Below are 23,918 nucleotides of genomic sequence, written 5' to 3'. Positions count from 1 at the left end.
AGGTTTGTCGGCTAGACTGAGGTTTAGCGGTGCATTCTGGATGCCTTATAGTGATAGTGCTTTTTTGTGATAAAAATCACAAAAAATATGTAGCATGTAATTTGTTTCTCTTTTCATAGTGACTGTCGTCACGAAATTAAGCGGCGATTTTCAGTAGAGTGCTTTTTTGTTCCTCCCAATAAACATGATCCATGAGGAGTCTCGTATGTCTCAGTCTGACGTTTTTCATCTCGGCCTCACCAAGAACGATTTACAAGGGGCCCAGCTTGCCATCGTGCCGGGCGATCCGCAGCGCGTAGAGAAGATTGCCAAGCTGATGGAAAATCCGGTGCATCTGGCCTCCCATCGTGAATTCACCACCTGGCGCGCAGAGCTGGACGGCAAGGCGGTGATCGTCTGCTCCACCGGTATTGGCGGCCCGTCTACCTCTATCGCGGTGGAAGAGCTGGCGCAGCTGGGTATTCGCACTTTCCTGCGCATCGGCACCACCGGCGCCATTCAGGCCAATATCAACGTCGGTGACGTGCTGGTGACTACGGCGGCGGTACGCCTCGACGGCGCCAGCCTGCACTTTGCGCCGATGGAGTTCCCGGCGGTTGCGGACTTCGCCTGCACCACCGCGCTGGTGGAAGCGGCCAAAGCCAGCGGCGCGACCACCCACATTGGCGTAACCGCTTCTTCCGATACTTTCTACCCGGGCCAGGAACGTTACGACACCTACTCCGGCCGTGTGGTTAGCCGTTTTAAAGGCTCGATGGAAGAGTGGCAGGCGATGGGCGTGATGAACTATGAAATGGAGTCCGCCACGCTGCTGACCATGTGCGCCAGCCAGGGCCTGCGTGCCGGCATGGTGGCTGGGGTGATCGTTAACCGCACCCAGCAAGAGATCCCGAACGCCGAGACCATGAAAAACACCGAAAGCAAAGCGGTGCAGATCGTGGTGGATGCCGCCCGCCGTCTGCTGTAATCGCCTCCCCTGAACGGGCCGCCGCCGCGGCCCGTTGAGATTGATGACAAACCTCATGCCATTGCCCGGTTTGCAGAAAGCAGCGGATAACAAACAGGGAAAATCAATTTATTGATTTTCGGCTGATAACCACAAAGGAGGAAAAACCACGCTTTTTCCTCCTTTGTCAACGGACTGAACGGGCCGCCGACGCGGCCCGTTTTTCCATTCGCGACTAATCTGTTACGGTGATACTCCTCAGCGCTGCGCCGATGGCCGCCGCGCGTTGTCATAACAAAAACAACGAGGACGTTTATGACCGCCCAGATCCTGCTTCATCCTTCGCTTGCGCCGCTCGACGGCGGCATTAATTTCCGTGACTTCGGCGGCAACGGCGTGGCCGACGGGCGCCGCATCAAGCGCGGCCTGCTGTTTCGTTCCGGTTCCCTCGAGCGGCTGACGGAAAACGACTGCGCCTTTCTCGCCGGCGTGCCGGTGCGTTCGGTGCTGGACTACCGCGATGCCGACGAAGTGCAGGCCAAACCGGATATTCTGTGGAATGGCGCCGACTATCATCACGTGCCGGCCAACCCGCTGAGCAGCGAAGTCAACGCCAACCTGGAGAAGCTCACCAACGAAACGCTGGCCGCTTTCGACGCCCGCGCGTTCATGCTGGAACTGTATCGCCGCCTGCCGTTCGGCAATGTGGCCTATCAGCGGTTGGCGCAGCTGCTGAGCAACCCCGGCGGCGGCGCGATCGTGCAGCACTGCGCGGTCGGCAAGGATCGCACCGGGGTCGGTTCGGCGCTGGTGCTGTTCGCGCTGGGGGCCGACGAAGCGACGGTGCTGGAAGACTATCTGCTGACTGAAACCACGCTGGCCACTTTCCGCGAGCAGATGCTGGATCAGCTCTCTATCAAGCTGAATGCGGCGGCGCTGGAGCAATTCGCCTACGTGCTCAGCGCGCGCGAGGAGTTCCTGATGACGGCGCTGGGCTGCATCCGTCAGCAATACGGCTCCACCGACCGCTGGCTGGAAGCGGAATACGGTCTGGGCGCGGCCCAGCGCGAAGCGCTGCAGGCGTTCTACCTCGAGTAAATCGCTGCGTGTTTAACCGGGGTTTAACTCGCCCCGGCTTATCCTAGGCGGCGAACCATCGCGTATCAGGAGCCCCGTATTGAGCCTCAATGACGTTATCAACTGGGTCAGCGACGTCGTGCGTCAGCACGAAGGCTGGGCCATTCCCATCATCTTCTTCCTGGCGTTCGGCGAGTCGCTGGCGTTTTTGTCGCTGCTGCTGCCGGCCACGGTGATCCTGCTGGCGCTGGGCGCGCTGATCGGCGAAAGCGGCATCGCCTTTTGGCCGATTTGGGCCGCCGCCGCCGCCGGGGCGTTTTTCGGCGACTGGCTCTCTTACTGGATCGGCTATCACTATCAGGATCGCGTGGCCCATATGTGGCCGCTGTCGCGCAATCCGCAGCTGCTGGCGCGCGGCCACGCCTTCTTTGAACGCTGGGGCGTGCTGGGCATTTTCATTGGCCGCTTCTTCGGCCCGCTGCGCGCCGTGGTGCCGTTGGTGGGCGGCATTTGCGGCATGCCGCAGCGCTACTTCCAACTGGCCAACGTCACGTCGGCGATGATCTGGGCGTTCGGCATTCTGGCGCCGGGGGCGTTCGGCATCAAGTGGCTCAGCCAGTGGCTGGGTTGATTTCTCGCTAAATTGCGCAGCGCCGCGCAATATTGTGCGCGGCGGGCAAAATCAGGCTGGACATCCATACAGCCTCCCCTTAACGTGACGGGCAATGGGCGTGCGAAACGCTGGAACGGCAAGGTGCAACAGGAGGCAGGGTGGATACCAGTCTGATTTATGGGATTGGCGGCGTCGCGATCGGTATGCTGTTGGGGTGGCTGATCGCCAGTCTGCGTGTGCAGCAGACAAACGCGCAACATGAAACCGAACTGCGGTTGCTGGAGCAAGCGTTGCAGCAGGCGCAGCAGGAGACGGCCGTGCGGCAGGAGGCCCTGCAGCGCCACGAACAGCAGTCGCGCCAGAGCGAGCTGGAGCTGCGTAACTTGCACAGCCAGTTGGCGGCCGGGCATGAGAAGCTGCAACAGCTCAACCATTGGCGCAACGAATGCGAGCTGCTCAACCAAGAGCTGCGCGCCCAGCGCGAGGTGAACAGCGCGCAGGAGGCCGAGCTGCGCGAAGTCACCATCCGTCTGGAAGAGACGCGCATGGCGGCGGAGGAGAAGCAGCGCCTGCTGATCAACAGCGAACAGCGGCTCACCACCCAGTTTGAAAATCTCGCCAACCGCATTTTTGAACACAGCGGCCGCAAGGTGGACGAGCAAAATAAGCAAAGTTTGGATCGTTTACTGTTGCCGCTGCGCGAACAGCTGGACGGTTTCCGCCGGCAGGTGCAGGACAGCTTTGGCCAGGAGGCGCGTGAGCGCCATACGCTGACGCACGAGATACGCAATCTGCAGCAGTTGAACGCGCAGATGGCGCGCGAGGCGATCAACCTCACCAAGGCGCTGAAAGGCGACAACAAAACGCAGGGCAACTGGGGCGAGGTGGTGCTGAGCCGGGTGCTGGAGGCTTCCGGCCTGCGCGAAGGACATGAGTATGAAACGCAGGTCAACGTGCGGGTGGATCATCAGAGCCGCATGCAGCCCGATGTGATCGTGCGCCTGCCGCAGGGTAAGGATGTAGTGATTGACGCCAAGATGTCGCTGATCGCCTACGAGCGCTATTTCAACGGCGAGGATGAGGCGGAGCGCGAAGCGGCGCTGAGCGAGCATATCGCTTCGCTGCGCGGCCATATCCGCATGCTGGGCCGCAAGGACTATCAGCAGCTGCCGGGGCTGCGTTCGCTGGATTATGTGCTGATGTTCATTCCGGTCGAGCCCGCCTTCCTGCTGGCTATCGATCGCGAGCCGGAGCTGATCAGCGAAGCGCTTAAACACAACATCATGCTGGTCAGCCCGACCACGTTGCTGGTGGCGCTGCGTACCATCACCAACCTGTGGCGCTATGAGCATCAGAGCCAGAACGCCCAGCGCATCGCCGATCGCGCGGCGAAACTGTATGACAAGATGCGGCTGTTCGTGGACGATATGTCCGCGCTGGGGCAGAGCCTGGACAAGGCGCAGGGCAGTTATCGTCAGGCGATGAACAAACTGAGCGAAGGCCGTGGTAATCTTATCGGCCAAATTGAAGGTTTCCGCGCGTTGGGGGTTGAGGTCAAACGGCCGATAAACCCGCTGCTGGCGCAGCAAGCCGGCGCGCAACACGATGAAGCGGAAGAGGCGAACGACGATGATGTCGCCGCGCTGCCGCAGACGAACGACGATGACGATACCGCCGGGGAACCGGGCTTCGTTTCGCACGGCTGAGGCCGTGGCGAGGTGGGGTATTCACCGGGCTTCTGGTACACTCATCCACACAAAATTGACTGAATAGCAGGCAGGACAATGGCAGATCAATCGCAGGAAACCACCGATTTCGGTTTTCGCACCGTCGCTAGAGACGAAAAACAGGCCATGGTGGCGGACGTTTTCCATTCGGTAGCGGCAAAGTATGACGTGATGAACGACCTGATGTCGTTCGGTATTCACCGTATCTGGAAGCGTTTCACCATTGACTGCAGCGGCGTGCGCCGCGGGCAGCGCGTGCTGGATCTGGCCGGCGGTACCGGCGACCTGGCCGCCAAGTTCTCCCGCATGGTGGGCGAGCAGGGGCAGGTGGTGCTGGCGGACATCAACGATTCGATGCTCAAGATGGGGCGCGAGAAGCTGCGCGATCGCGGCATCGTCGGCAACATCAATTACGTGCAGGCCAACGCCGAAGCGCTGCCGTTCCCGGACAATTACTTCGATTGCATCACCATCTCCTTTGGCCTGCGTAACGTCACCGACAAAGACAAAGCGCTGCGCTCGATGTTCCGCGTGCTGAAGCCGGGCGGCCGTCTGCTGGTGCTGGAATTTTCCAAGCCGCTGCTGGCGCCGCTGAGCAAAGCCTATGACGCCTACTCTTTCCACGTGCTGCCGAAGATCGGCGAGCTGGTGGTGAAAGATCCGGACAGCTACCGCTACCTGGCGGAATCGATCCGCATGCACCCCGATCAGGAAACCCTGAAGGGCATGATGGGCAACGCCGGTTTTGAAAACGTCACCTATTTCAACCTGACCGGTGGGATTGTCGCCCTGCATCGCGGCTTCAAGTTCTGAGAGGGAGATGCCGATGCTGTTTACCCCTCTGCTGACCGGTGCGCTGGAAACCTCGCTGAATAACCTGCTGTTTCGCGATCGCGGCATGAAAGCCGCCCGCCAACGCCTGGCGGGCAAGGTGCTGCGCATCGAACTGGAAGAGTTGGCTTCGCCGCTGGTGCTGGTGTTCAGCGAACTGCGCGTGGATGTGCTGGGGCAGTCTGAAGACAGCGCCGATTGCACCGTGCGTAGCCGCATTCCCTCCTTGCTGAAGCTGCGCGATCGCCAGCAGTTGCCGGTGCTGATGCGCAGCGGCGAATTGACGGTGGAAGGCGATATTCAGGTGGTGCAACAGCTGGTTGGCCTGCTCGATCTGGCGGAGTGGGATCCGGCGGAGTGGCTGGCGCCCTACATCGGCGATATCGCCGCCCAAGGCATTACACAGGCGCTGGGAAAAGGCGCCTCACTGCTGAAAGCCGGCTTTATGCGCCGGCAGCAAGACATGGCTGAGGCGCTGACGGAAGAGTGGCGCCTGGCGCCGGGGCCGCTGGAGGTGGTGTGGTTCAACGAAGAAGTTGACGCACTCGCCCGCGGCGCGGAAGCGCTGATTGCCCGCATGGACAAGTTGGAGGGCAAGCGATGACCCCAGGCGAACTGCGCCGTTTGTATTTTATCGTCCGCGTTTTTCTCAGCTACGGGCTGGACGAGCTGATCCCTAAAATGCGGTTGACGCTGCCGCTGCGCTTTGGCCGCCGGCTGCTGTTCTGGATGCCGAATCGGCATAAGGACAAACCGTTGGGTGAACGTCTGCGGCTGGCGCTGCAGGAATTGGGGCCGGTTTGGATCAAGTTCGGCCAAATGATGTCGACCCGCCGCGATCTGTTTCCGCCGCACATTGCCGATCAGCTGACGCTGCTGCAGGATCGGGTGGCGCCTTTCGATGGCGCGTTGGCGCGTAAGCATATCGAGCTGGCGATGGGCGGCCCGCTGGAGACCTGGTTCGATGACTTCGATCAGCAGCCGTTGGCCTCTGCCTCGATCGCGCAGGTGCATACCGCGCGGTTGAAAACCACCGGCCAGGAAGTGGTGCTGAAGGTGATCCGGCCGGATATCGGGCCGATCATCAAGGCCGACGTGCGCTTGATGTACCGGCTGGCAGGCTGGGTGCCGAAGCTGTTGCCGGACGGCCGCCGTCTGCGCCCGCGCGAAGTGGTACGCGAGTACGAGAAAACCCTGCTGGACGAATTGAACCTGCTGCGCGAAGCGGCTAACGCCATTCAGCTGCGCCGCAATTTCGACGGCAGCCCAATGCTGTACGTACCGGAAGTTTATTCCGACTACTGCCGCGAAAGCGTATTGGTGATGGAGCGCATTTACGGCATTCCGGTCTCGGACATCGCCACGCTGGAACAGCAGGGCACCAACATGAAACTATTGGCGGAACGCGGCGTCCAGGTGTTCTTTACCCAGGTCTTCCGCGACAGCTTCTTCCATGCGGACATGCATCCCGGTAATATTTTCGTCAGCTACGAACATCCGGAAGATCCTTGCTACATCGGCATCGACTGCGGCATCGTCGGTTCGCTGAACAAGGATGATAAACGCTACCTGGCGGAAAACTTCATCGCCTTCTTCAACCGCGATTACCGCAAGGTGGCGGAACTGCACGTCGACTCCGGGTGGGTGCCGCGCGACACCAACGTGGAAGACTTCGAATTCGCCATCCGCACCGTGTGCGAGCCGATTTTCGAGAAGCCGCTGGCGGAGATTTCCTTCGGCAACGTGCTGCTGAACCTGTTCAACACCGCGCGACGCTTCAATATGGAAGTGCAGCCGCAGCTGGTGTTATTACAGAAGACCTTGCTGTATGTTGAAGGACTGGGGCGTCAGCTCTATCCGCAGCTGGATCTGTGGACCACCGCCAAGCCGTTCCTCGAGAGCTGGCTGCGCGATCAGGTCGGCATTCCCGCCGTGGTGCGTGCGCTGAAAGAGAAAGCGCCGTTTTGGGCGGAGAAGCTGCCGGAACTGCCCGAGCTGTTTTACGACAGCTTGCAGCAGCATAAACTGTTGCAACAAAGCGTTGATAAGCTGACCAACCAGATGCAGGCTCAGCGGGTTCGTCAGGGGCAGTCACGTTATTTGTTCGGCGTTGGCGCTACACTGTTGGTAAGCGGCACGCTGTTGCTGCTGGGGCAAATCGAGGTGTTTCCCGCCTGGATGATGGCCGCTGGCATCGTATGCTGGGTGATTGGCTGGAAGCGAACCACCTGATTTAATTCGTTACTCTGGTAAAGTCGGCTCTATAATGCGGGCTGGCTTTAAAAGACCCTTTAAAATTAGAGGTAATTAAAATGGGCGGTATTAGTATTACGCAATTGTTGATCATCGCAGTGATCGTGGTGCTGTTGTTCGGTACCAAAAAACTGCGCACGCTGGGCTCCGATCTCGGCGCCTCGATCAAGGGCTTCAAGAAGGCGATCGGCGACGATACGCCGTCGACCCCCAACACGGCTGAGAAAAGCAGCCTGGATGACGCTGACTTCTCGGCCAAGCCTATTACCGATAAGCAGCCGGAAGTGAAACCGGAAGAGTCGAAGAACAAAGAGCAGGTATAAACCGTGTTTGACATTGGGTTTAGTGAGCTGCTGCTGGTGCTGGTGATCGGCCTGGTTGTTCTGGGGCCGGAACGCTTGCCGGTCGCGGTCAGAACGGTATCGGGCTGGATCCGCGCGCTGCGCTCGCTGGCGGCCTCGGTGCAGCACGAACTGTCTCAGGAGCTGAAGCTGCAGGAGCTGCAGGACAGCCTGAAAAAAGCGGAACAGGCCGGCCTGCAGAACCTGACGCCGGAACTGAAGGCGTCGATGGATGAGCTGAAAGACGCGGCGGAATCATTGAAACGCACCTACCAGGGCGAGAAAGAAGAGCTGGCGAACACCATTCATAACCCGCAGATCACCGATCCGGAAGCCTTGCACGACGGCGTGACGCCGGCGGAAGCGGCAACCCGCGCCAGTGCGCCCGCCGCCGCGCCAAAACCGGCAGCGGAACCTGAAGCCGTCGCGCCGGTGGCGGCGCAACCGGCTAAAGCGCCGGCGGAAACCGCGCCGGCACCTGTCGAACCTGTTGCGGATAAAACCCCAGCGTCTCACCAACCTAGTGGCGATCGTTAATACATGGCTGTTGAAGATACCCAACCCCTTATCAGTCATCTGATAGAGCTGCGCAAGCGGCTGCTTAACTCGATTATTTGCGTGCTGGCGGTGTTCGTGGTGCTGGTGTTTTTCGCCAACGACATCTACCAGTTGGTCTCTGCGCCGCTGCTCAAGCAGCTGCCGGCCGGGGCGAGCATGATCGCTACCGACGTGGCGTCACCGTTCTTTACGCCGATCAAGCTGACCATGATCGTCTCGGTGTTCGTCTCCGCGCCGATGATTTTGTATCAGGTGTGGGCATTCATCGCGCCGGCGCTGTACAAGCATGAACGCCGCCTGATGATGCCGCTGCTGGTGTCCAGCAGCCTGCTGTTCTACCTCGGCATGGCTTTCGCCTACTTCATCGTGTTCCCGCTGGCCTTCGGCTTCTTTGCCAAGACCGCGCCGATGGGGGTGACCATTGCCACCGACATCAAAAACTACCTCGATTTCGTCATGGCGCTGTTTATGGCGTTCGGTGTCGCCTTCGAAGTGCCGGTCGCTATCATTCTGCTGTGCTGGAGTGGCGTCACCTCGCCGGAAGATCTGAAGAAGAAACGGCCGTATGTGTTGGTCGGCGCGTTTGTGGTCGGCATGCTGTTGACGCCGCCGGACGTGTTCTCGCAAACCCTGTTGGCAATACCGATGTACCTGCTGTTTGAAGTGGGGGTGTTCTTCGCTCGCTTCTATACCGGCAAACGTCGTCCACAGGCGGAAGAAGAAGACGAGGGTGACGAACCGCCAGCCCCTTGATCCATCTTGATTGCTAAGCCGCCCATTGGGCGGCTTTTGCTTTGGAAAAAATCATGTTTGATATCGGCGTTAACCTCACCAGCAGCCAATTCGCCAAAGACCGCCAGGCGGTAGTGGAGCGCGCCCGCGCGGCGGGCGTTACCGGGATATTGATTACCGGCACCGATCTGGCAGAGAGCCGCGAAGCGGCGGAATTGGCGCAGCAACATGCGGGCTACGGTTGGTCTACCGCCGGTGTGCATCCGCATTACGCCAGCGGTTGGGATGAACAGACCGCCGAGCAGATTTATGCGTTAGCCGTACGCCCTGAAGTGGCGGCGATCGGCGAATGCGGCCTGGATTTCAATCGCAATTTCTCGACGCCCGTACAGCAGGAAGCGGCGTTCACCGCGCAGCTGGCGCTGGCGGCGGAGTTGGCGCTGCCGGTGTTTCTTCATTGCCGCGACGCACACGCACGTTTTGCCGAGCTACTGACGCCGTGGTTGGATAAACTGCCCGCGGCCGTGGTGCACTGCTTCACCGGCACCGCCGAAGAATTAACAAGCTGCCTGTCGCTGGGTCTGTCGATCGGGATCACCGGTTGGGTCTGCGACGAGCGGCGCGGCTTGGAATTGCGCGCCCTGTTGCCGCAGATCCCGGCCGAGCGTCTGCTGCTGGAAACGGACGCCCCTTATCTGTTGCCCCGGGATTTACAGCCTAAACCCGCATCTCGCCGCAACGAACCCTGTTTCCTGCCCCACATCGTGCAGCAGGTCGCCGTCTGGCGACAGGAAGAGCCGCAATGGCTGGGGCAAAAAACCGATGAGAACGCCCGCCGGCTATTCCGGCTGGTTTGAGCTAGGAGAAAACTATGAGCTATGCATTTCCGGGCACCTTCCCTGGTCGCCGTATGCGCCGCGTGCGCCGTCACGACTTCAGCCGCCGCCTGGTGGCCGAGAACCAACTGACGGTCAACGACCTGATTTATCCGGTGTTTGTCATGGAAGGCAGCAACCGCCAGGAAGAAGTGGCCTCGATGCCGGGCGTATCGCGCATGACGATCGATCTGCTGGTGAAGGAAGCGGAAACCATCGCCAAACTTGGCGTGCCGGTGATTTCCCTGTTCCCGGTAATTGAACCGAGCCTGAAATCGCTGCATGCGGAAGAAGCCTATAACCCAGAAGGGTTGGTACAGCGCACGGTGCGCGCGCTGAAAGACGCGGTGCCTGAGCTGGGCATTCTGACCGACGTGGCGCTCGATCCCTACACCACGCATGGGCAGGACGGGGTGATCGATGAGCAGGGTTATGTGATTAACGACGTGACCAAAGACATTCTGGTGCGTCAGGCGCTGTCCCATGCCGAAGCGGGCGCGGAAATCGTGGCGCCGAGCGACATGATGGACGGCCGCATCGGGGCGATCCGCGATCGTCTGGAATTGCAGGGCCTGGTGAATACCCAAATCATGGCTTACTCCGCCAAGTATGCTTCCTGCTACTACGGCCCGTTCCGCGATGCGTTGGGCTCCAGCGGCAACCTGAAGGGCGGCAACAAGAAGACCTATCAGATGGATCCGGCCAACAGCGACGAAGCGCTGCAGGAGATTGCGCAGGATCTGCAGGAAGGTGCGGACATGGTGATGGTGAAACCGGGCATGCCGTACCTCGACGTCGTGCGCCGCGTGAAGGATACCTTCGGTGTGCCAACCTTCGCTTATCAGGTGTCCGGCGAGTACGCCATGCATATGGCGGCGATTCAGAACGGCTGGCTGCAGGAGCAACCTGCGGTGATGGAATCGTTGATGTGCTTCAAACGCGCCGGCGCCGACGGCGTGCTGACCTACTTCGCCAAGCGTGTCGCCCAGTGGCTGCACGACGATGCGATGCGTCGCTAAGCGCAAAATGAGCCAACAAAAAGGCGCCTGAGGGCGCCTTTTGCATTACATCTTCTGGAACTGTCGGTTGTCGATGCTTTGACTGACCTGCTTGTTGATCAGGTTCAGCAACAACATGGAACGCGCCTCGCCGTCCGGTTCGGTGTAGATCGCCTGCAGCCCTTCGAACACGCCGTCGACGATCAGAACGGTATCCCCTGGCTGTGGGGTTTCCGGATCGACATAGGTTTCGCTGGCGTGCGTGCGCAGCTCATCGATCACCTTGCTCGGGATGACGCTCGGCAACGCGCCGAAACGCACGAAGTGGCTGACGCCACGGGTGGCGCTGATGGTGGTGGTGTGAATGCGCTCCGGGTCGAACTCCACAAACAGATAGTTGGGAAACAGGGGTTCGCTGACCGCGATGCGCTTACCACGCACGATCTTTTCCAGCGTGATGATCGGGCTGAGGCAGTTTACCTGCTGCCGTTCCAGATGTTCCTGCGCCCGCAACAGCTGACCGCGTTTGCAATAAAGTAGATACCAGGATTCCATAGTTTCACATGCCTTTCTGCCAGCCGGTAAGCATATCAAAAGCTATTCCGGATACATAGTGATGCAAGTTTCAGCGTGTAACATCACCTATCTCTATGAATCTGCGGCTATTAGCGAGGGGTCACACACTTATCGATACGGCGCTGGTATAACAGAGGGCTAAAAATTTGTTACCGTCACAGTATGGCAGGCGTTGCGCCGCTGGCTGTGACGCTATTCATCGTTTTGACCGAGAGGGAAAGAAATGGAGCTGTTTCTGTTGAGCAACGGCAAGCTGTCTGGCGAAGCCGAGCTGCTGGGGTACGCCAAAAGCCAACTGCTGGCGATGATTGCGCGTCGCGGCATCAAATCCGCCGTCTTTATCCCTTACGCCCTGATCCGTTACGACTACGACCAGCGTGCGCAGGAGCTGGCGCAAACGCTGAGCATTGAAGTCACCAGCATCCATCACGCGGCTTCGCCGGCGGCGGCGATCGCGCAGGCGGAGTGCATTTTGGTCAGCGGCGGCAATACCTGGTTGCTGAACCAAATGCTGCACGAACAAGGCCTGATCGTGCCCATCCAGCGCGCGGTGCGCGAGCGTGAAGTGCCTTACGTCGGCTGGAGCGCCGGCTGCAACGTGGCCACGCCGAGCATTCGCACCACCAATGACATGCCGGTGCGCTGCAGCGTGGTGCTGCCGGCGCTGGGGCTGTTCCCGGTGCAGATCAACCCGCACTACATCGACGCACATATCAGCGGCCACATGGGCGAAACCCGTGACGAGCGCCTGGCGGAGTTCTGCGCGGTCAATCCAAGCGAGTCGGTGGTGGCGCTGCGTGAAGGTAGCCTGCTGCACGTTGAAGGCAATGCGCTGCGTTACTTCAGCGCTAACGGGCAGGGCTTCAAGGTGTTCCGCCACGGTGAGGAGACGCGTGAATATCAGGATACGCGCGCGCTGGCTGCGCTGGTGCCGTTCAACTGCGGCTGAGGGCCACCCGGCGGCGGGCGGCGTTAACAAAATTGCAGCAACAACCGTGAAGAGGGCTTATAATGCCCTCCCCACTGGCCGTTATAATGATCAGCATGAAATACCGTGACTTACGCGATTTCCTCTCGTTGCTGGAGAAGAGAGGGGAACTAAAACGCATCAGCCAGCCGATCGATCCTTACCTGGAAATGACGGAGATTGCCGATCGCACCCTGCGAGCGGGCGGTCCGGCACTGCTGTTTGAAAACCCGAAAGGGTATGACATGCCGGTGCTCTGTAACCTGTTCGGCACCGCCAATCGCGTGGCGATGGGCATGGGGCAGGAAGACATCAGCGCGCTGCGCGAAGTCGGCAAACTGCTGGCGTTCCTCAAAGAACCGGAGCCGCCGAAAGGCTTCCGCGATCTGTTCGACAAAATGCCAAAGTTCAAGCAGGTGCTGAACATGCCGACCAAGGTGCTGGGATCCGCGCCTTGTCAGGAGCAGGTATGGCAGGGCGACGATGTCGATCTGGGCCGTATTCCGGTGATGCACTGCTGGCCGGAAGACGCCGCGCCGCTGATCACCTGGGGGCTGACGGTGACCCGCGGCCCGCATAAGGAACGGCAAAACCTCGGCATCTATCGCCAGCAGGTGCTGGGCAAGAACAAAGTGATCATGCGCTGGCTGTCGCATCGCGGCGGCGCGCTGGATTATCAGGAGTGGTGCCAGGCGCACCCGGGTGAGCGTTTCCCGGTCGCGGTGGCGCTGGGCGCCGATCCCGCTACCATCCTCGGTGCGGTCACGCCGGTGCCGGATACCCTGTCTGAATACGCCTTTGCCGGGCTGCTGCGCGGCAATAAAACCGAAGTGGTCAAGTGCATTTCCAACGATCTGGAAGTGCCCGCCAGCGCCGAAATCGTGCTTGAAGGCTATATCGAGCCGGGTGAAATGGCGCCGGAAGGCCCCTACGGCGACCACACCGGTTACTACAATGAAATCGACCAGTTCCCGGTGTTCACCGTTACTCACATCACCCAGCGCCGCAACGCGATCTACCACTCGACCTACACCGGCCGCCCGCCGGATGAGCCGGCGATCCTGGGCGTGGCGCTGAATGAAGTGTTCGTGCCGATCCTGCAAAAGCAGTTCCCGGAAATCGTTGATTTCTATCTGCCGCCGGAAGGGTGCTCGTACCGCCTGGCGGTAGTGACCATGAAAAAACAGTACGCCGGCCACGCTAAACGCGTGATGATGGGCGTCTGGTCGTTCCTGCGGCAGTTTATGTACACCAAATTTGTTATCGTCTGTGATGATGACGTCAATGCGCGCGACTGGAACGACGTGATTTGGGCGATCACCACACGAATGGATCCGGCAAGGGATACCGTTCTGGTGGAGAATACGCCGATCGACTATCTGGACTTCGCCTCGCCGGTTTCCGGCCTGGGTTCGAAGATGGGGCTGGACGCCACCAATAAATGGCCGGGTGAAACCGATCGCGAATGGGGCCGTCCGATTCAGATGGATGAAAAGGTACGTGCGCGCGTCGACGAAATCTGGGATGAGCTCGCAATCTTCAGTGACAGGGAACCGACGTTATAGCGTCAGGCCCTGTTCTCAGCTTTGCATTGATGACCCGACAGAGGGAACGCATGACAATATTGAGCTGTAAAGTGACCTCGGTAGAGGCCATTACCGATACGGTTTATCGGGTACGTCTGGTGCCCGAACAGCCGTTTTCTTTCAAGGCAGGGCAATATCTGATGGTGGTGATGGATGAGCGCGACAAGCGCCCGTTCTCACTGGCATCAACCCCGACGCAGCAAGATTACATCGAGCTGCATATCGGCGCTTCTGAGCTGAATCTGTACGCCATGGCGGTGATGGATCGCATCCTGAAAGAGCAGGCGATCACCGTTGACGTGCCGCATGGCGACGCCTGGCTGCGGGAAGAGGGCAGCCGTCCGCTGGTGCTAATCGCCGGCGGCACCGGTTTCTCTTACGCGCGTTCAATCCTGTTGACCGCGCTGGAGCAGCAGCCGGATCGCGACATTTCAATCTACTGGGGCGGGCGTGAGCTGAAGCACCTGTACGATTTGAGCGAGCTGGAAGCGCTGTCGCTGCAGCATCCGAATCTGAAGGTGATCCCGGTGGTCGAGCAGCCGGAGGCTGAATGGCGTGGCCGCAGCGGCACCGTGCTTAGCGCGGTGCTGCAGGATTTCGGCACGCTGGCGGAGCATGACATTTACATCGCCGGGCGTTTCGAGATGGCGAAAATCGCCCGCGAGCGTTTCTGCGCCGAGCGCGGCGCGCTGGAAGCGCATATGTTTGGCGATGCGTTTTCGTTTATCTGACAGAGGCGATGCGCAGTGAACGGGGTGGGCCGAGGGTCGCCCCGTTTTTATTTGGGCGTCGGCTAACTTCAGGCATAAAAAACCCGCCCCTGACAGGCGGGAAGAACGGCAACTAAACTTGGCGGGATGCCGCGATTTGAAGTGGTGACGCGGTCATCCCAAGATAGACACAGCTAAACGCGTTCAAACACGGTGGCGATGCCCTGGCCCAGGCCGATGCACATGGTCGCCAGGCCGAACTGCGCGTCGCGACGTTCCATGTTGTTCAACAGGGTGGTCGAGATGCGGGAGCCTGAACACCCCAGCGGGTGGCCGAGCGCGATGGCGCCGCCGTTCAGGTTAATCTTGTCGTCGAGGCTGTCCATCAGCCCCAGATCCTTGATGCACGGCAGCGACTGGGCGGCGAACGCTTCGTTCAGCTCGAACAGATCGATGTCCTGCACGCTCAGACCGGCGCGTTTCAGCGCCAGCTTGCTGGCCGGCACCGGGCCGTAGCCCATGATGGACGGATCGCAGCCGACGACCGCCATCGAGCGGATGCGGGCGCGGGCCTTCAAACCGAGCGCTTTGGCGCGCGATTCGCTCATCAGCAGCATGGCGGAAGCGCCGTCCGACAGGGCGGAGGAGCTGCCGGCGGTGACGGTGCCGTTGACCGGATCGAATGCCGGGCGCAGGGCCGACAGGCTTTCGACGGTGGTCTCCGGGCGAATGACTTCATCGAAATCGTAACGGGTCAGCACGCCGTCGGCGTCGTGGCCGTTGGTCGGTATGATCTCGTTTTTGAAGTAACCGGCCAGCGTTGCCGCATGCGCGCGCTGGTGAGAGCGCGCGGCGAACTCATCCTGCATCTGGCGACTGATGTTGTGCATCTTGGCCAGCATTTCGGCGGTCAGCCCCATCATCCCGGCGGCTTTGGCCACGCTGCGGCTCAGGCCCGGATGGAAATCCACGCCGTGATTCATCGGCACATGGCCCATGTGTTCCACGCCGCCGATCAGGCTGACGTGCGCGTCGCCCACCATGATGGCGCGCGCCGCGTCGTGCAGCGCCTGCATCGAAGAACCGCACAGGCGGTTGACGGTCACCGCCGGCACGCGGTGCGGGATCTCGGCCAGCAGCGCGGCGTTGCGGGCGATGTTAAAGCCTTGTTCCAGCGTCTGCTGTACGCAGCCCCAGTAAATGTCATCAATCTCGGCGGCGTCCAGCGCCGGATTGCGGCTCAGCACTTCACGCATCAGGTGAGCGGAGAGATCTTCGGCGCGTACCTGGCGGAAGGCGCCGCCCTTGGAGCGGCCCATCGGCGTGCGTACGGCATCAACAATAACTACGTTTTCCATCTTTATGACCTCATGCCGGTTGGCGGGTAGCGACGTCGGACAGCGGTGTCGCCACCGGGTAGTAGCTTTCATTGCGTTCGGCCTTGGCGCGCAGACCGGCCGGCACCTGGTACAGGGCGCCGAGGTGTGCGTAACGCTGGGCCAGCTCAACGTAGTTGGCGGTGCCGAGCGTATCCAGGTAGCGGAACGCGCCGCCGTGGAACGGAGGGAAACCGATGCCGTAGACCAACGCCATATCGGCTTCGGCCGGGCTGGCGACGATCTTTTCTTCCAGGCAACGCACCACTTCGTTGATCATCGGGATCATCATGCGCGCGATGATTGCTTCGTCGCTGATGGTCTGGCGCGGTTGGCTCACTTCGGCCAGCAGCGCATCGGTCTGCTCATCGTTGTCCTTGCGCGGCTTGCCTTTGCTGTCCTGGCTGTAGCGGTAGAAGCCCAGTTGATTTTTCTGACCGAAGCGCTGGTTGTCGAACATCACGTCAATGGCGTCGCGGTAGTCTTTGCTCATGCGATCCGGGAAACCGGCGGCCATCACGGCCTGCGCGTGGTGCGCGGTATCGATGCCCACGACGTCGAGCAGGTAGGCCGGGCCCATCGGCCAGCCGAACTGTTTTTCCATCACTTTATCGATTTGACGGAAGTCGGCGCCGTCGCGCAGCAGCAGGCTAAAGCCGGCGAAGTACGGGAACAGCACGCGGTTGACGAAGAAGCCCGGGCAATCGTTCACCACGATCGGCGTTTTGCCCATGCGGCTGGCGTAGGCCACCACTTTGGCGATGGTGTCATCGCTGGTCTGTTCGCCGCGGATGATTTCAACCAGCGGCATGCGGTGCACCGGGTTAAAGAAGTGCATGCCGCAGAAGTTTTGCGGGCGCTTCAGCGATTTTGCCAGGTGATTAATCGGAATGGTCGAGGTGTTCGACGCCAGAACGGTGTCTTCACCGATCAGGCCTTCCACTTCCGACAGCACGGCGGCTTTGACTTTCGGATTCTCGACGACCGCCTCAACGATCACCTGCGCGCGCTCGATGCCGGCGTAGTCCAGCGTCGGCTGAATGGTCGACAGCACCTGCGCCATTTTCAGGCCATCCAGCTTGCCGCGCTCCAGCTGCTTGTTGAGCAGCTTGGCCGCTTCGCTCATGCCCAGCGTCAGCGACTTGTCGCTGATGTCTTTCATGATCACCGGTACGCCTTTCAGCGCCGATTGGTAAGCGATACCGCCGCCCATGATGCCGGCGCCCAGCACCGCCGCCTGTTTTGGCGCATCCACATTCTTGGCCAGCTTTTTCGCCTGGCCCTTCACGAACTGATCGTTAAGGAAGATGCCGACCAGCGCGCGCGCTTCGTTGGAGCGGGCCAACGGCACGAAGCTGGCGGTTTCCAGTTTCAGCGCTTCATCGCGGCCCAGCTTGGCGGCGGCTTCAATGGTCTTCACTGCGGTCATCGGCGCCGGGTAATGTTTACCGGCGGTCTGCAGCACCATGCCTTTGGCAGTAGTGAAGCTCATCGCCGCTTCAATCGGGCTGAGTTTCAGCGGCTCCAGCTTAGGTTGACGCGCGGCGCGCCAGTCCAGCTTGCCGTCGATCGCCTGTTGCAGCATGTTGAGCGCCGCTTCGGCCAGTTTTTCCGGCGCCACTACCGCATCGACCAGGCCGACTTTCAACGCGTCTTTGGCGCTGACGTCTTTGCCGGCGGCGATGATTTCCAGCGCGCTGTCGTTACCCAGCAGGCGTGGCAGACGGACGGAACCGCCGAAGCCCGGCATGATGCCCAATTTGGTTTCCGGCAGGCCGATGCGCGCGTCCGGCGAGGCGACGCGGAAATCGGTCGCCAGAATGCATTCGCAACCGCCGCCGAGCGCATAGCCGTTAATGGCCGAAATGGTCGGTACCGGCAAATCTTCCAGCCGGTTAAAGACGTTGTTGGCGAATACCAGCCACTCGTGCAGCTTTTCAGCCGGTGCGGCAAACAGAGAAAGGAATTCGGTGATATCGGCGCCGACGATAAATGCGGCTTTGGTGGAGCGCAGCAGCAGCCCCTTGAGCTCAGGCTGGTTTTCCAACACGGTGAGCGCCTCGCCCAGGCTGGCGACGGTGCGGGTGTCCAGCTTGTTGACCGAGCCTGATGCGTTGAACACCAGCTCGGCAATGCCGTTATCGAGCCAGTGCAGTTGTAATGTTTCGCCTTGGTAGAGCATGTCTATCTCCTGAATCAGCGTATGATCTGGTATGACCAGATGAAGAGGAGTGTGGTTTTTATGTTAAAAATATGCAAATGAGAGATTGCATATTTGCTGGTCTGATCACATCTCACCAAGTTAGTGTTTTGATTTAAAACGGAGTTATATTTTATGTGCTATCGGCATTTGCTGGTGGTTGTCGGCCCTCATACACTTGCCTGCAGCGATTTATCATTCAGACGAGGTTAGGCATGACTAAGGCGGCTTGTGTCAAACGCAGCGGCTTATGGAGCATTCCCGCCAGAACCATGACGCTGGCGTGTCTGTTGGTGTTTATGGCGCAGATGGCGACGACCGTGTATCTGCCTTCGCTGCCGACGGTGATGCGCGAGCTGGCGATGAGCCGGCGCGCCACCGAGCTGTCCATTTCGATCTTCGTCATCGGCGCTGCCTTGCCGGTGCTGTTCTGGGGCGCGGCGGCCGATCGCTTTGGCCGCCGAGTGCCGCTGACGCTTTCCCTGCTGTTTTTCATTGGCTGCAGCGGGCTGTTGGCGCTGTGCAGCAACGGTACCCAACTGCTGGCGCTGCGTGCGCTGCAGGGCGTCGGCGCCGGCGGTGCGGCGATCATTGCGCGTATCATCGTGCGGGATAACTGGAGCGGTGACGAGTTGGCGCGTCGGTTATCGGTGCTCTCCATCGCTTTTATCACCGCGCTGGGCGGCGGTCAGTTTGTCGGCGGCCTGCTCAGCCAATATTCGCACTGGCAGATGGGCTTCGTCCTGATGGGCGCCACCGGTTTGGCCATTCTGGCGCTGATGGCGACGCTGCCGCTTGAGGCGGGGCGCGCACGTGGGCCACGCCCGGCGATGGCGGCCACTTATTTCGCCATTCTGCGGCGGCCGGGGTTCTTCTGGCCGGCCTGCGTCGGCGGGCTGGGCTTCGCCACCACGGTGACATTGCAGGAGGTGAGCCCGTTCGTCATGCAGCAGGGTTTTGGTCTCAACGTTACGGCGTTCGGTGCGCTGGGGCTGGTGATCGGCGTCGCCTACTTCAGCGGGGCGCTGACGGTGAACCGCACGGTGGCGCGTGTCGGCGGGAAAAAACTGATGCAAACCGGCAGCGGTATCGTGGCTCTGGCGACGGCGGCGATCCTGCTGTTGTGGTGGAGCGGCATTCTGGCCGGCCTTTCCGGTATGGCGCTGTTCATCGCGCTGTATTGCCTGACCATTTTTGGCCAGGCGGTGTTGTTTCCCAACAGCATGGCGATGGCGGTCAGCGACGCCAAAGAGCACGGCGCCTATGCGATGGCGCTGTGCGGCTTTCTGCAGCAGTGTCTGGCGGGCGTTGCCGCGGCCGGCGCGGTGTTGTTGGAGCACCATGGCCTGTGGGCGCTGGCGATAGCGTTGCTCGGCCTGGCCGGCTGGCTAATGGTTAAACTGCGGATGTAACGGCATTTGCAGGGAATTGCGAGCTGCTCCGCATGCCCAACGCGATAAGGTTGGTGCGCCGGAGCGCTGTGTTAAGATGACTTCTTTCGTGCTAAGGCATAAGGGTACTGTGATGGAAACGCTGGCTTCTTTGTATAACGACCACCTGGCAGAGCTGCAAAAACGCGCGCGCGAAGTGCTGGAGCGCAACAAGTTGGATGCGCTGCTGATTCACTCCGGTGAGCTGCAAAAGGTATTTTTGGACGACCATAGCTATCCGTTCAAAGTGAACGCGCATTTCAAAGCCTGGGTGCCGGTGACGTCGGTGCCGAACTGCTGGTTGTGGATCGACGGTGTCAATAAGCCGAAGCTGTGGTTCTACTCCCCGGTCGACTACTGGCACAGCGTAGAGCCGCTGCCGGACAGTTTCTGGACCAAATCCCTTGAATTGATGCCGTTGGCCAACGCCGACGCCATCGCCCAGCAGCTTCCGCCGCAGCGCGAGCGCGTGGGCTATATCGGTTATGCGCAACAGCGCGCACGCGATCTCGGCATTTCTTCTGAAAACATCAACCCGAAAGCGGTGTTGAACTACCTGGATTTCCACCGTTCTATCAAAACCGGCTACGAGCTGGCCTGCATGCGCGAAGCGCAGAAGACGGCGGTAACCGGCCATCGTGCGGCGCATGAGGCGTTCCTCTCCGGCATGAGCGAGTTCGACATCAACCTGGCCTACCTGACGGCGACAGGCCACCGCGATACCGACGTGCCTTACGACAACATCGTAGCGCTGAACGAACACGCTTCGGTACTGCACTACACCAAGCTGGATCATCAGCCGCCGGCCGAACCCCTGAGTTTCCTGATCGACGCCGGCGCGGAATATAACGGCTATGCCGCCGATCTGACCCGCACCTACGCGGCGCAAAGCGGCAGCGAGTTCGCCCACCTGGTGAAAGATCTCAATGGTGAACAGCTGGCGCTGATCGACACCATCAAGCCCGGCGTGCGCTATACCGACTACCATGTGCAAATGCATCAGCGCATCGCCAAGCTGCTCAAGAATCACAAGTTGGTGAACGGCCTCAGCGAAGAGGCGATGGTTGAAACGGGTATTACCACGCCGTTCCTGCCGCACGGGCTGGGCCATCCGCTGGGCCTTCAGGTGCACGACGCCGCCGGCTTTATGCAGGACGAGCAAGGCACCCATCTGCCGGCGCCGTCCAAGTATCCATTCCTGCGTTGCACCCGCGTGTTGCAGCCGGGCATGGTGTTGACCATCGAGCCAGGTCTGTACTTCATCGAGTCTCTGTTGGCACCGTGGCGCAGCGGTGAATTCAAGCAGCACTTCGCCTGGGATCGTATCGATGCGCTGAAGCCGTATGGCGGCATCCGTATCGAAGACAACATCGTGATCCACGAAAAGCGCATCGAGAACATGACGCGCGATCTGAACCTGGCCTGATGCGGCCTTACCCGATACCGGCGGAAGCCACCTGCTTTACCGAAGAAATAAAGAAGAGCCGTTTTATCACCCTGCTGGCGCCGACCAGCGGGGTAGAAGCGGCAAAGGCGTTTATTCAGCAGGTGCGGGATGAGCATCCGGCGGCGCGACACCATTGTTGGGCTTTCGTCGCCGGCAGCCCCGATGACTCGCAGCAACTGGGGTTCTCAGACGACGGAGAGCCGTCGGGCACCGCCGGCAAACCGATCCTCGCGCAGCTGATGGGGAGCGGCATCGGTGAAGTGACCGCCGTGGTCGTTCGTTACTATGGCGGCGTCAAGCTGGGCACCGGCGGGCTGGTGAAAGCCTATGGCAACGGTGTTCAACAGGCGTTGAAGCAGTTAGCGTTGGCACAAAAGGTGCCGGAAGCCGAATATATCTTGCAGTGCGACTATGCGCAGTTGGCGTTGGTGGAGAACTTGCTGCAGCAAACCGCAGGTCGGATCCTGCAGGGCGAATACGGCGCCGCCGTCGTGCTGCATCTGGCGTTGCCGGCCACCGAGGTCGAACTGTTTGGGAATAAATTGCGTGATCTCAGTCGCGGTAATTTGCAATTAACCCCCATTTCGCAATAATTCCTCCCAATTGAATTGCTAAGGATCGTGCTGAAATGCATTTTCGCGCCATAACCCGTATCGTTGGTCTGCTGGTCATCCTGTTCTCCGGGACGATGTTTATCCCCGGCCTGGTGGCATTGATTTACCGCGATGGGGCGGGGCGCGCGTTCAGCCAAACCTTCTTCGTGGCGCTGACCATCGGTCTGATGCTGTGGTGGCCGAACCGCAAACAGAAACACGAGCTGAAGCCCCGTGAAGGCTTCCTGATTGTCGTGTTGTTCTGGACCGTGCTGGGCAGCGTGGGGGCATTGCCGTTCCTGTTTTCGGAACGGCCCAACTTGTCGCTGACCGACGCCTTCTTTGAATCCTTCTCGGGATTGACGACTACCGGCGCAACGACGCTGGTGGGGCTGGACTCGTTGCCGAAGGCCATCCTGTTCTATCGCCAAATGCTGCAATGGATGGGCGGCATGGGGATCATCGTGTTGGCGGTGGCGATACTGCCGATACTTGGCGTCGGCGGCATGCAGCTGTATCGAGCGGAAATGCCCGGGCCGCTGAAAGATAACAAGATGCGTCCACGCATCGCCGAAACCGCCAAAACCCTGTGGCTAATCTATGTGTTGCTGACCGTCGCCTGTGCGCTGGCGCTCTGGGGGGCCGGGATGTCGGTGTTCGACGCCATCGGCCACAGTTTCTCGACCATCGCCATCGGCGGTTTTTCTACCCACGACGCCAGTATCGGTTATTACGCCAGTCCGACTATCAACACCATCATCGCCGTGTTCCTGCTGATTTCCGGCTGTAACTACGGCCTGCACTTCGCTTTGCTAAGCGGCCGCAGTCTGAAGGTGTACGGGCGCGATCCTGAATTCCGCATGTTCATCTTCGTTCAGTTGACGCTGGTGGTGGTATGCACGTTGGTGCTCTGGGGACATGGCGTCTATAAGAGCGGTATGGAAACGCTCAATCAGGCGTTCTTCCAGGTGGTATCGATGGCGACCACGGCCGGTTTTACGACCGACAGCATCGCCAAGTGGCCGCTGTTCCTGCCGATGTTGTTGCTGTGCTCGGCGTTCATCGGCGGCTGCGCCGGCTCGACCGGCGGCGGCCTGAAGGTAATCCGTATTCTGCTTCTGTACCTGCAGGGCTCGCGAGAGTTGAAGAGGCTGGTGCACCCCAACGCGGTCTATACCATCAAATTGGGCAATCGCGCGCTGCCGGAACGCATTCTGGAAGCGGTATGGGGATTCTTCTCCGCCTATGCGCTGGTGTTTATCGTCAGCATGCTGGCGATCATTGCCACCGGCGTTGACGATTTTTCCGCGTTCGCCGCAGTGACGGCAACACTCAATAACCTTGGCCCCGGCCTGGGCGTGGTGGCGGATAACTTCACCACGATGCCGGCGGCGGCCAAGTGGATCCTGGTGGTGACGATGCTGTTCGGGCGCCTGGAAGTATTTACATTGCTGGTGCTGTTCACGCCAACTTTTTGGCGTGAGTGAGCCTGATATAAGGAGTATGCCATGAAGGCATTGATACTTTATTCGAGCCGTGACGGGCAAACACGTGCTATCGCTTCTTATATAGCAAGCAAGTTGCAGGACACGCTGCGTTGTGAGGTGATTGATTTGCTGCAGGCGGAACAGGTCGACCTTAGTCAGTACCAGCAGGTGATGATCGGTGCTTCTATCCGTTATGGGCACTTTAACCCGGTGCTGGATAAATTCGTTAAGCGCCATGCCGAACAGCTGAATAGGATGCCGAGCGCCTTCTTCGCCGTGAACCTGACCGCGCGTAAACCGGAAAAGCGTTCGCCGCAAACCAACGCTTATACCCGCAAGTTCCTGCTGGCCTCGCCGTGGCAGCCAAAACAGTGCGCGGTGTTTGCCGGCGCATTGCGGTATCCGCGCTATCGTTGGTTCGACCGCATCATGATTCAATTTATTATGCGTATGACGGGCGGTGAAACGGATACCAGTAAGGAAGTGGAGTACACAGATTGGCAGCAGGTCGATCGTTTCGCCCAGGAATTTAGCCAGATCCAGTACGAAAAGTGACAAAAACGCGGGTTTGGCCAGCGTTTTGCCGAAAAAATCC

Annotated in this window: 23 protein-coding genes; 20 read left to right on the top strand and 3 right to left on the bottom strand. The window is 59.9% G+C overall.

All coding sequences use genetic code 11. The features are described from left to right. Nucleotides 1-205: 205 nt before the first annotated feature. The 12 genes from udp (at nucleotide 206) to hemB (ending at nucleotide 10,972) form a co-directional block, all read left to right on the top strand. Nucleotides 206-967 (top strand): uridine phosphorylase, encoded by a 762-nt coding sequence (udp, locus tag WFM45_RS20900; protein ID WP_004934432.1) that lies wholly within the window; start codon nucleotides 206-208, stop codon nucleotides 965-967. A gap of 294 nt (nucleotides 968-1,261) precedes the next feature. Continuing rightward, the gene (locus WFM45_RS20895; protein ID WP_015376302.1) at nucleotides 1,262-2,044 is read left to right on the top strand and encodes a tyrosine-protein phosphatase; all 783 of its coding nucleotides are present in this window, start codon (nucleotides 1,262-1,264) and stop codon (nucleotides 2,042-2,044) included. A gap of 79 nt (nucleotides 2,045-2,123) precedes the next feature. Continuing rightward, complete coding sequence (locus WFM45_RS20890; protein WP_004934438.1) at nucleotides 2,124-2,654, top strand: DedA family protein; 531 nt, start codon at nucleotides 2,124-2,126, stop codon at nucleotides 2,652-2,654. Nucleotides 2,655-2,794: 140 nt separating this feature from the next. Then, nucleotides 2,795-4,342 (top strand): DNA recombination protein RmuC, encoded by a 1,548-nt coding sequence (gene rmuC / locus WFM45_RS20885; RefSeq protein WP_118892556.1) that lies wholly within the window; start codon nucleotides 2,795-2,797, stop codon nucleotides 4,340-4,342. Between the two features lie 78 nt (nucleotides 4,343-4,420). Next, on the top strand, nucleotides 4,421-5,176 hold the full coding sequence (gene ubiE, locus WFM45_RS20880; protein ID WP_004934443.1) for a bifunctional demethylmenaquinone methyltransferase/2-methoxy-6-polyprenyl-1,4-benzoquinol methylase UbiE: 756 nt from the start codon (nucleotides 4,421-4,423) through the stop codon (nucleotides 5,174-5,176). 13 nt (nucleotides 5,177-5,189) lie between these two features. Continuing rightward, a complete protein-coding gene (gene ubiJ / locus WFM45_RS20875; RefSeq protein WP_088381142.1) occupies nucleotides 5,190-5,798 on the top strand; it encodes a ubiquinone biosynthesis protein UbiJ in 609 nt (202 codons plus the stop codon). Then, nucleotides 5,795-7,426, top strand: a complete 1,632-nt coding sequence (gene ubiB, locus WFM45_RS20870; protein ID WP_004934451.1) for a ubiquinone biosynthesis regulatory protein kinase UbiB — start codon at nucleotides 5,795-5,797, stop codon at nucleotides 7,424-7,426. The genes ubiJ and ubiB overlap by 4 nt, the downstream gene beginning before the upstream one ends. 80 nt (nucleotides 7,427-7,506) lie before the next feature. Next, nucleotides 7,507-7,770 carry a Sec-independent protein translocase subunit TatA gene (gene tatA / locus WFM45_RS20865; protein WP_004934452.1) on the top strand — a complete coding sequence of 88 codons (264 nt, stop codon included), beginning with the start codon at nucleotides 7,507-7,509 and terminating at the stop codon, nucleotides 7,768-7,770. A 3-nt stretch (nucleotides 7,771-7,773) separates the two neighbouring features. After that, the gene (gene tatB / locus WFM45_RS20860; protein WP_021504797.1) at nucleotides 7,774-8,325 is read left to right on the top strand and encodes a Sec-independent protein translocase protein TatB; all 552 of its coding nucleotides are present in this window, start codon (nucleotides 7,774-7,776) and stop codon (nucleotides 8,323-8,325) included. A 3-nt stretch (nucleotides 8,326-8,328) separates the two neighbouring features. Beyond that, complete coding sequence (gene tatC, locus WFM45_RS20855; RefSeq protein ID WP_004934456.1) at nucleotides 8,329-9,099, top strand: Sec-independent protein translocase subunit TatC; 771 nt, start codon at nucleotides 8,329-8,331, stop codon at nucleotides 9,097-9,099. A gap of 53 nt (nucleotides 9,100-9,152) precedes the next feature. Then, on the top strand, nucleotides 9,153-9,935 hold the full coding sequence (tatD, locus tag WFM45_RS20850) for a 3'-5' ssDNA/RNA exonuclease TatD (RefSeq protein WP_048326672.1): 783 nt from the start codon (nucleotides 9,153-9,155) through the stop codon (nucleotides 9,933-9,935). A 14-nt stretch (nucleotides 9,936-9,949) separates the two neighbouring features. Next, nucleotides 9,950-10,972 (top strand): porphobilinogen synthase, encoded by a 1,023-nt coding sequence (hemB, locus tag WFM45_RS20845; protein WP_004934463.1) that lies wholly within the window; start codon nucleotides 9,950-9,952, stop codon nucleotides 10,970-10,972. Nucleotides 10,973-11,017: 45 nt separating this feature from the next. Here hemB and rfaH read toward each other — a convergent pair whose 3' ends face one another. Further along, nucleotides 11,018-11,506, bottom strand: a complete 489-nt coding sequence (gene rfaH, locus WFM45_RS20840; protein ID WP_004934466.1) for a transcription/translation regulatory transformer protein RfaH — start codon at nucleotides 11,504-11,506, stop codon at nucleotides 11,018-11,020. A 244-nt stretch (nucleotides 11,507-11,750) separates the two neighbouring features. Here rfaH and pepE point away from each other — a divergent pair, with 244 nt between their 5' ends. The 3 genes from pepE to fre all read left to right on the top strand — a co-directional run bounded on the left by pepE (nucleotide 11,751) and on the right by fre (nucleotide 14,811). Beyond that, entirely contained in the window at nucleotides 11,751-12,476 is a 726-nt protein-coding gene (gene pepE / locus WFM45_RS20835; RefSeq protein WP_076741130.1) for a dipeptidase PepE, read from the top strand. Between the two features lie 62 nt (nucleotides 12,477-12,538). After that, complete coding sequence (gene ubiD / locus WFM45_RS20830) at nucleotides 12,539-14,059, top strand: 4-hydroxy-3-polyprenylbenzoate decarboxylase (RefSeq protein WP_033631521.1); 1,521 nt, start codon at nucleotides 12,539-12,541, stop codon at nucleotides 14,057-14,059. A 50-nt stretch (nucleotides 14,060-14,109) separates the two neighbouring features. After that, nucleotides 14,110-14,811 (top strand): NAD(P)H-flavin reductase, encoded by a 702-nt coding sequence (gene fre / locus WFM45_RS20825; RefSeq protein ID WP_004934474.1) that lies wholly within the window; start codon nucleotides 14,110-14,112, stop codon nucleotides 14,809-14,811. Between the two features lie 173 nt (nucleotides 14,812-14,984). Here the strand turns inward: fre and fadA are convergent, their stop codons facing one another. Both fadA and fadB read right to left on the bottom strand, forming a co-directional pair. Beyond that, complete coding sequence (gene fadA, locus WFM45_RS20820; protein ID WP_049241621.1) at nucleotides 14,985-16,148, bottom strand: acetyl-CoA C-acyltransferase FadA; 1,164 nt, start codon at nucleotides 16,146-16,148, stop codon at nucleotides 14,985-14,987. Between the two features lie 10 nt (nucleotides 16,149-16,158). Beyond that, nucleotides 16,159-18,348 carry a fatty acid oxidation complex subunit alpha FadB gene (fadB, locus tag WFM45_RS20815; RefSeq protein ID WP_336957129.1) on the bottom strand — a complete coding sequence of 730 codons (2,190 nt, stop codon included), beginning with the start codon at nucleotides 18,346-18,348 and terminating at the stop codon, nucleotides 16,159-16,161. Nucleotides 18,349-18,581: 233 nt separating this feature from the next. Here fadB and WFM45_RS20810 point away from each other — a divergent pair, with 233 nt between their 5' ends. The 5 genes from WFM45_RS20810 (at nucleotide 18,582) to hemG (ending at nucleotide 23,878) form a co-directional block, all read left to right on the top strand. After that, nucleotides 18,582-19,778, top strand: coding sequence for an MFS transporter (locus tag WFM45_RS20810; protein ID WP_336957127.1), 1,197 nt, complete (start codon nucleotides 18,582-18,584; stop codon nucleotides 19,776-19,778). Nucleotides 19,779-19,890: 112 nt separating this feature from the next. Next, entirely contained in the window at nucleotides 19,891-21,222 is a 1,332-nt protein-coding gene (gene pepQ, locus WFM45_RS20805; RefSeq protein WP_004934485.1) for a Xaa-Pro dipeptidase, read from the top strand. After that, nucleotides 21,222-21,836 carry an IMPACT family protein gene (locus WFM45_RS20800; RefSeq protein WP_004934489.1) on the top strand — a complete coding sequence of 205 codons (615 nt, stop codon included), beginning with the start codon at nucleotides 21,222-21,224 and terminating at the stop codon, nucleotides 21,834-21,836. The genes pepQ and WFM45_RS20800 overlap by 1 nt, the downstream gene beginning before the upstream one ends. Before the next feature lie 35 nt (nucleotides 21,837-21,871). Further along, nucleotides 21,872-23,323 carry a Trk system potassium transporter TrkH gene (trkH, locus tag WFM45_RS20795; protein ID WP_004934492.1) on the top strand — a complete coding sequence of 484 codons (1,452 nt, stop codon included), beginning with the start codon at nucleotides 21,872-21,874 and terminating at the stop codon, nucleotides 23,321-23,323. Nucleotides 23,324-23,344: 21 nt separating this feature from the next. After that, the gene (hemG, locus tag WFM45_RS20790; protein WP_004934493.1) at nucleotides 23,345-23,878 is read left to right on the top strand and encodes a menaquinone-dependent protoporphyrinogen IX dehydrogenase; all 534 of its coding nucleotides are present in this window, start codon (nucleotides 23,345-23,347) and stop codon (nucleotides 23,876-23,878) included. Nucleotides 23,879-23,918 lie beyond the last annotated feature (40 nt).

The organism is Serratia sp. KG1D, from assembly GCF_037150675.1.
GTDB classification, from domain to species: Bacteria; Pseudomonadota; Gammaproteobacteria; order Enterobacterales; family Enterobacteriaceae; genus Serratia; species Serratia nematodiphila.
The sequence above is the reverse complement of the archived record's forward strand: the minus strand, read 5'-3'. Positions and strand labels throughout refer to the sequence as shown.

Bases quoted from the DNA above. Each gene is read 5' to 3' on its own strand.
- WFM45_RS20810 (WP_336957127.1), top strand. From the start codon at position 18,582: ATGACTAAGGCGGCTTGTGTCAAACGCAGCGGCTTATGGAGCATTCCC.
- ubiD (WP_033631521.1), top strand. From the start codon at position 12,539: ATGCCCTCCCCACTGGCCGTTATAATGATCAGCATGAAATACCGTGAC.
- tatD (WP_048326672.1), top strand. From the start codon at position 9,153: ATGTTTGATATCGGCGTTAACCTCACCAGCAGCCAATTCGCCAAAGAC.
- fadA (WP_049241621.1), bottom strand. From the start codon at position 16,148: ATGGAAAACGTAGTTATTGTTGATGCCGTACGCACGCCGATGGGCCGC.
- hemB (WP_004934463.1), top strand. From the start codon at position 9,950: ATGAGCTATGCATTTCCGGGCACCTTCCCTGGTCGCCGTATGCGCCGC.
- tatC (WP_004934456.1), top strand. From the start codon at position 8,329: ATGGCTGTTGAAGATACCCAACCCCTTATCAGTCATCTGATAGAGCTG.
- rfaH (WP_004934466.1), bottom strand. From the start codon at position 11,506: ATGGAATCCTGGTATCTACTTTATTGCAAACGCGGTCAGCTGTTGCGG.
- pepQ (WP_004934485.1), top strand. From the start codon at position 19,891: ATGGAAACGCTGGCTTCTTTGTATAACGACCACCTGGCAGAGCTGCAA.
- tatA (WP_004934452.1), top strand. From the start codon at position 7,507: ATGGGCGGTATTAGTATTACGCAATTGTTGATCATCGCAGTGATCGTG.
- WFM45_RS20895 (WP_015376302.1), top strand. From the start codon at position 1,262: ATGACCGCCCAGATCCTGCTTCATCCTTCGCTTGCGCCGCTCGACGGC.
- ubiJ (WP_088381142.1), top strand. From the start codon at position 5,190: ATGCTGTTTACCCCTCTGCTGACCGGTGCGCTGGAAACCTCGCTGAAT.
- trkH (WP_004934492.1), top strand. From the start codon at position 21,872: ATGCATTTTCGCGCCATAACCCGTATCGTTGGTCTGCTGGTCATCCTG.
- udp (WP_004934432.1), top strand. From the start codon at position 206: ATGTCTCAGTCTGACGTTTTTCATCTCGGCCTCACCAAGAACGATTTA.
- hemG (WP_004934493.1), top strand. From the start codon at position 23,345: ATGAAGGCATTGATACTTTATTCGAGCCGTGACGGGCAAACACGTGCT.
- ubiB (WP_004934451.1), top strand. From the start codon at position 5,795: ATGACCCCAGGCGAACTGCGCCGTTTGTATTTTATCGTCCGCGTTTTT.
- pepE (WP_076741130.1), top strand. From the start codon at position 11,751: ATGGAGCTGTTTCTGTTGAGCAACGGCAAGCTGTCTGGCGAAGCCGAG.
- fre (WP_004934474.1), top strand. From the start codon at position 14,110: ATGACAATATTGAGCTGTAAAGTGACCTCGGTAGAGGCCATTACCGAT.
- WFM45_RS20800 (WP_004934489.1), top strand. From the start codon at position 21,222: ATGCGGCCTTACCCGATACCGGCGGAAGCCACCTGCTTTACCGAAGAA.
- fadB (WP_336957129.1), bottom strand. From the start codon at position 18,348: ATGCTCTACCAAGGCGAAACATTACAACTGCACTGGCTCGATAACGGC.
- ubiE (WP_004934443.1), top strand. From the start codon at position 4,421: ATGGCAGATCAATCGCAGGAAACCACCGATTTCGGTTTTCGCACCGTC.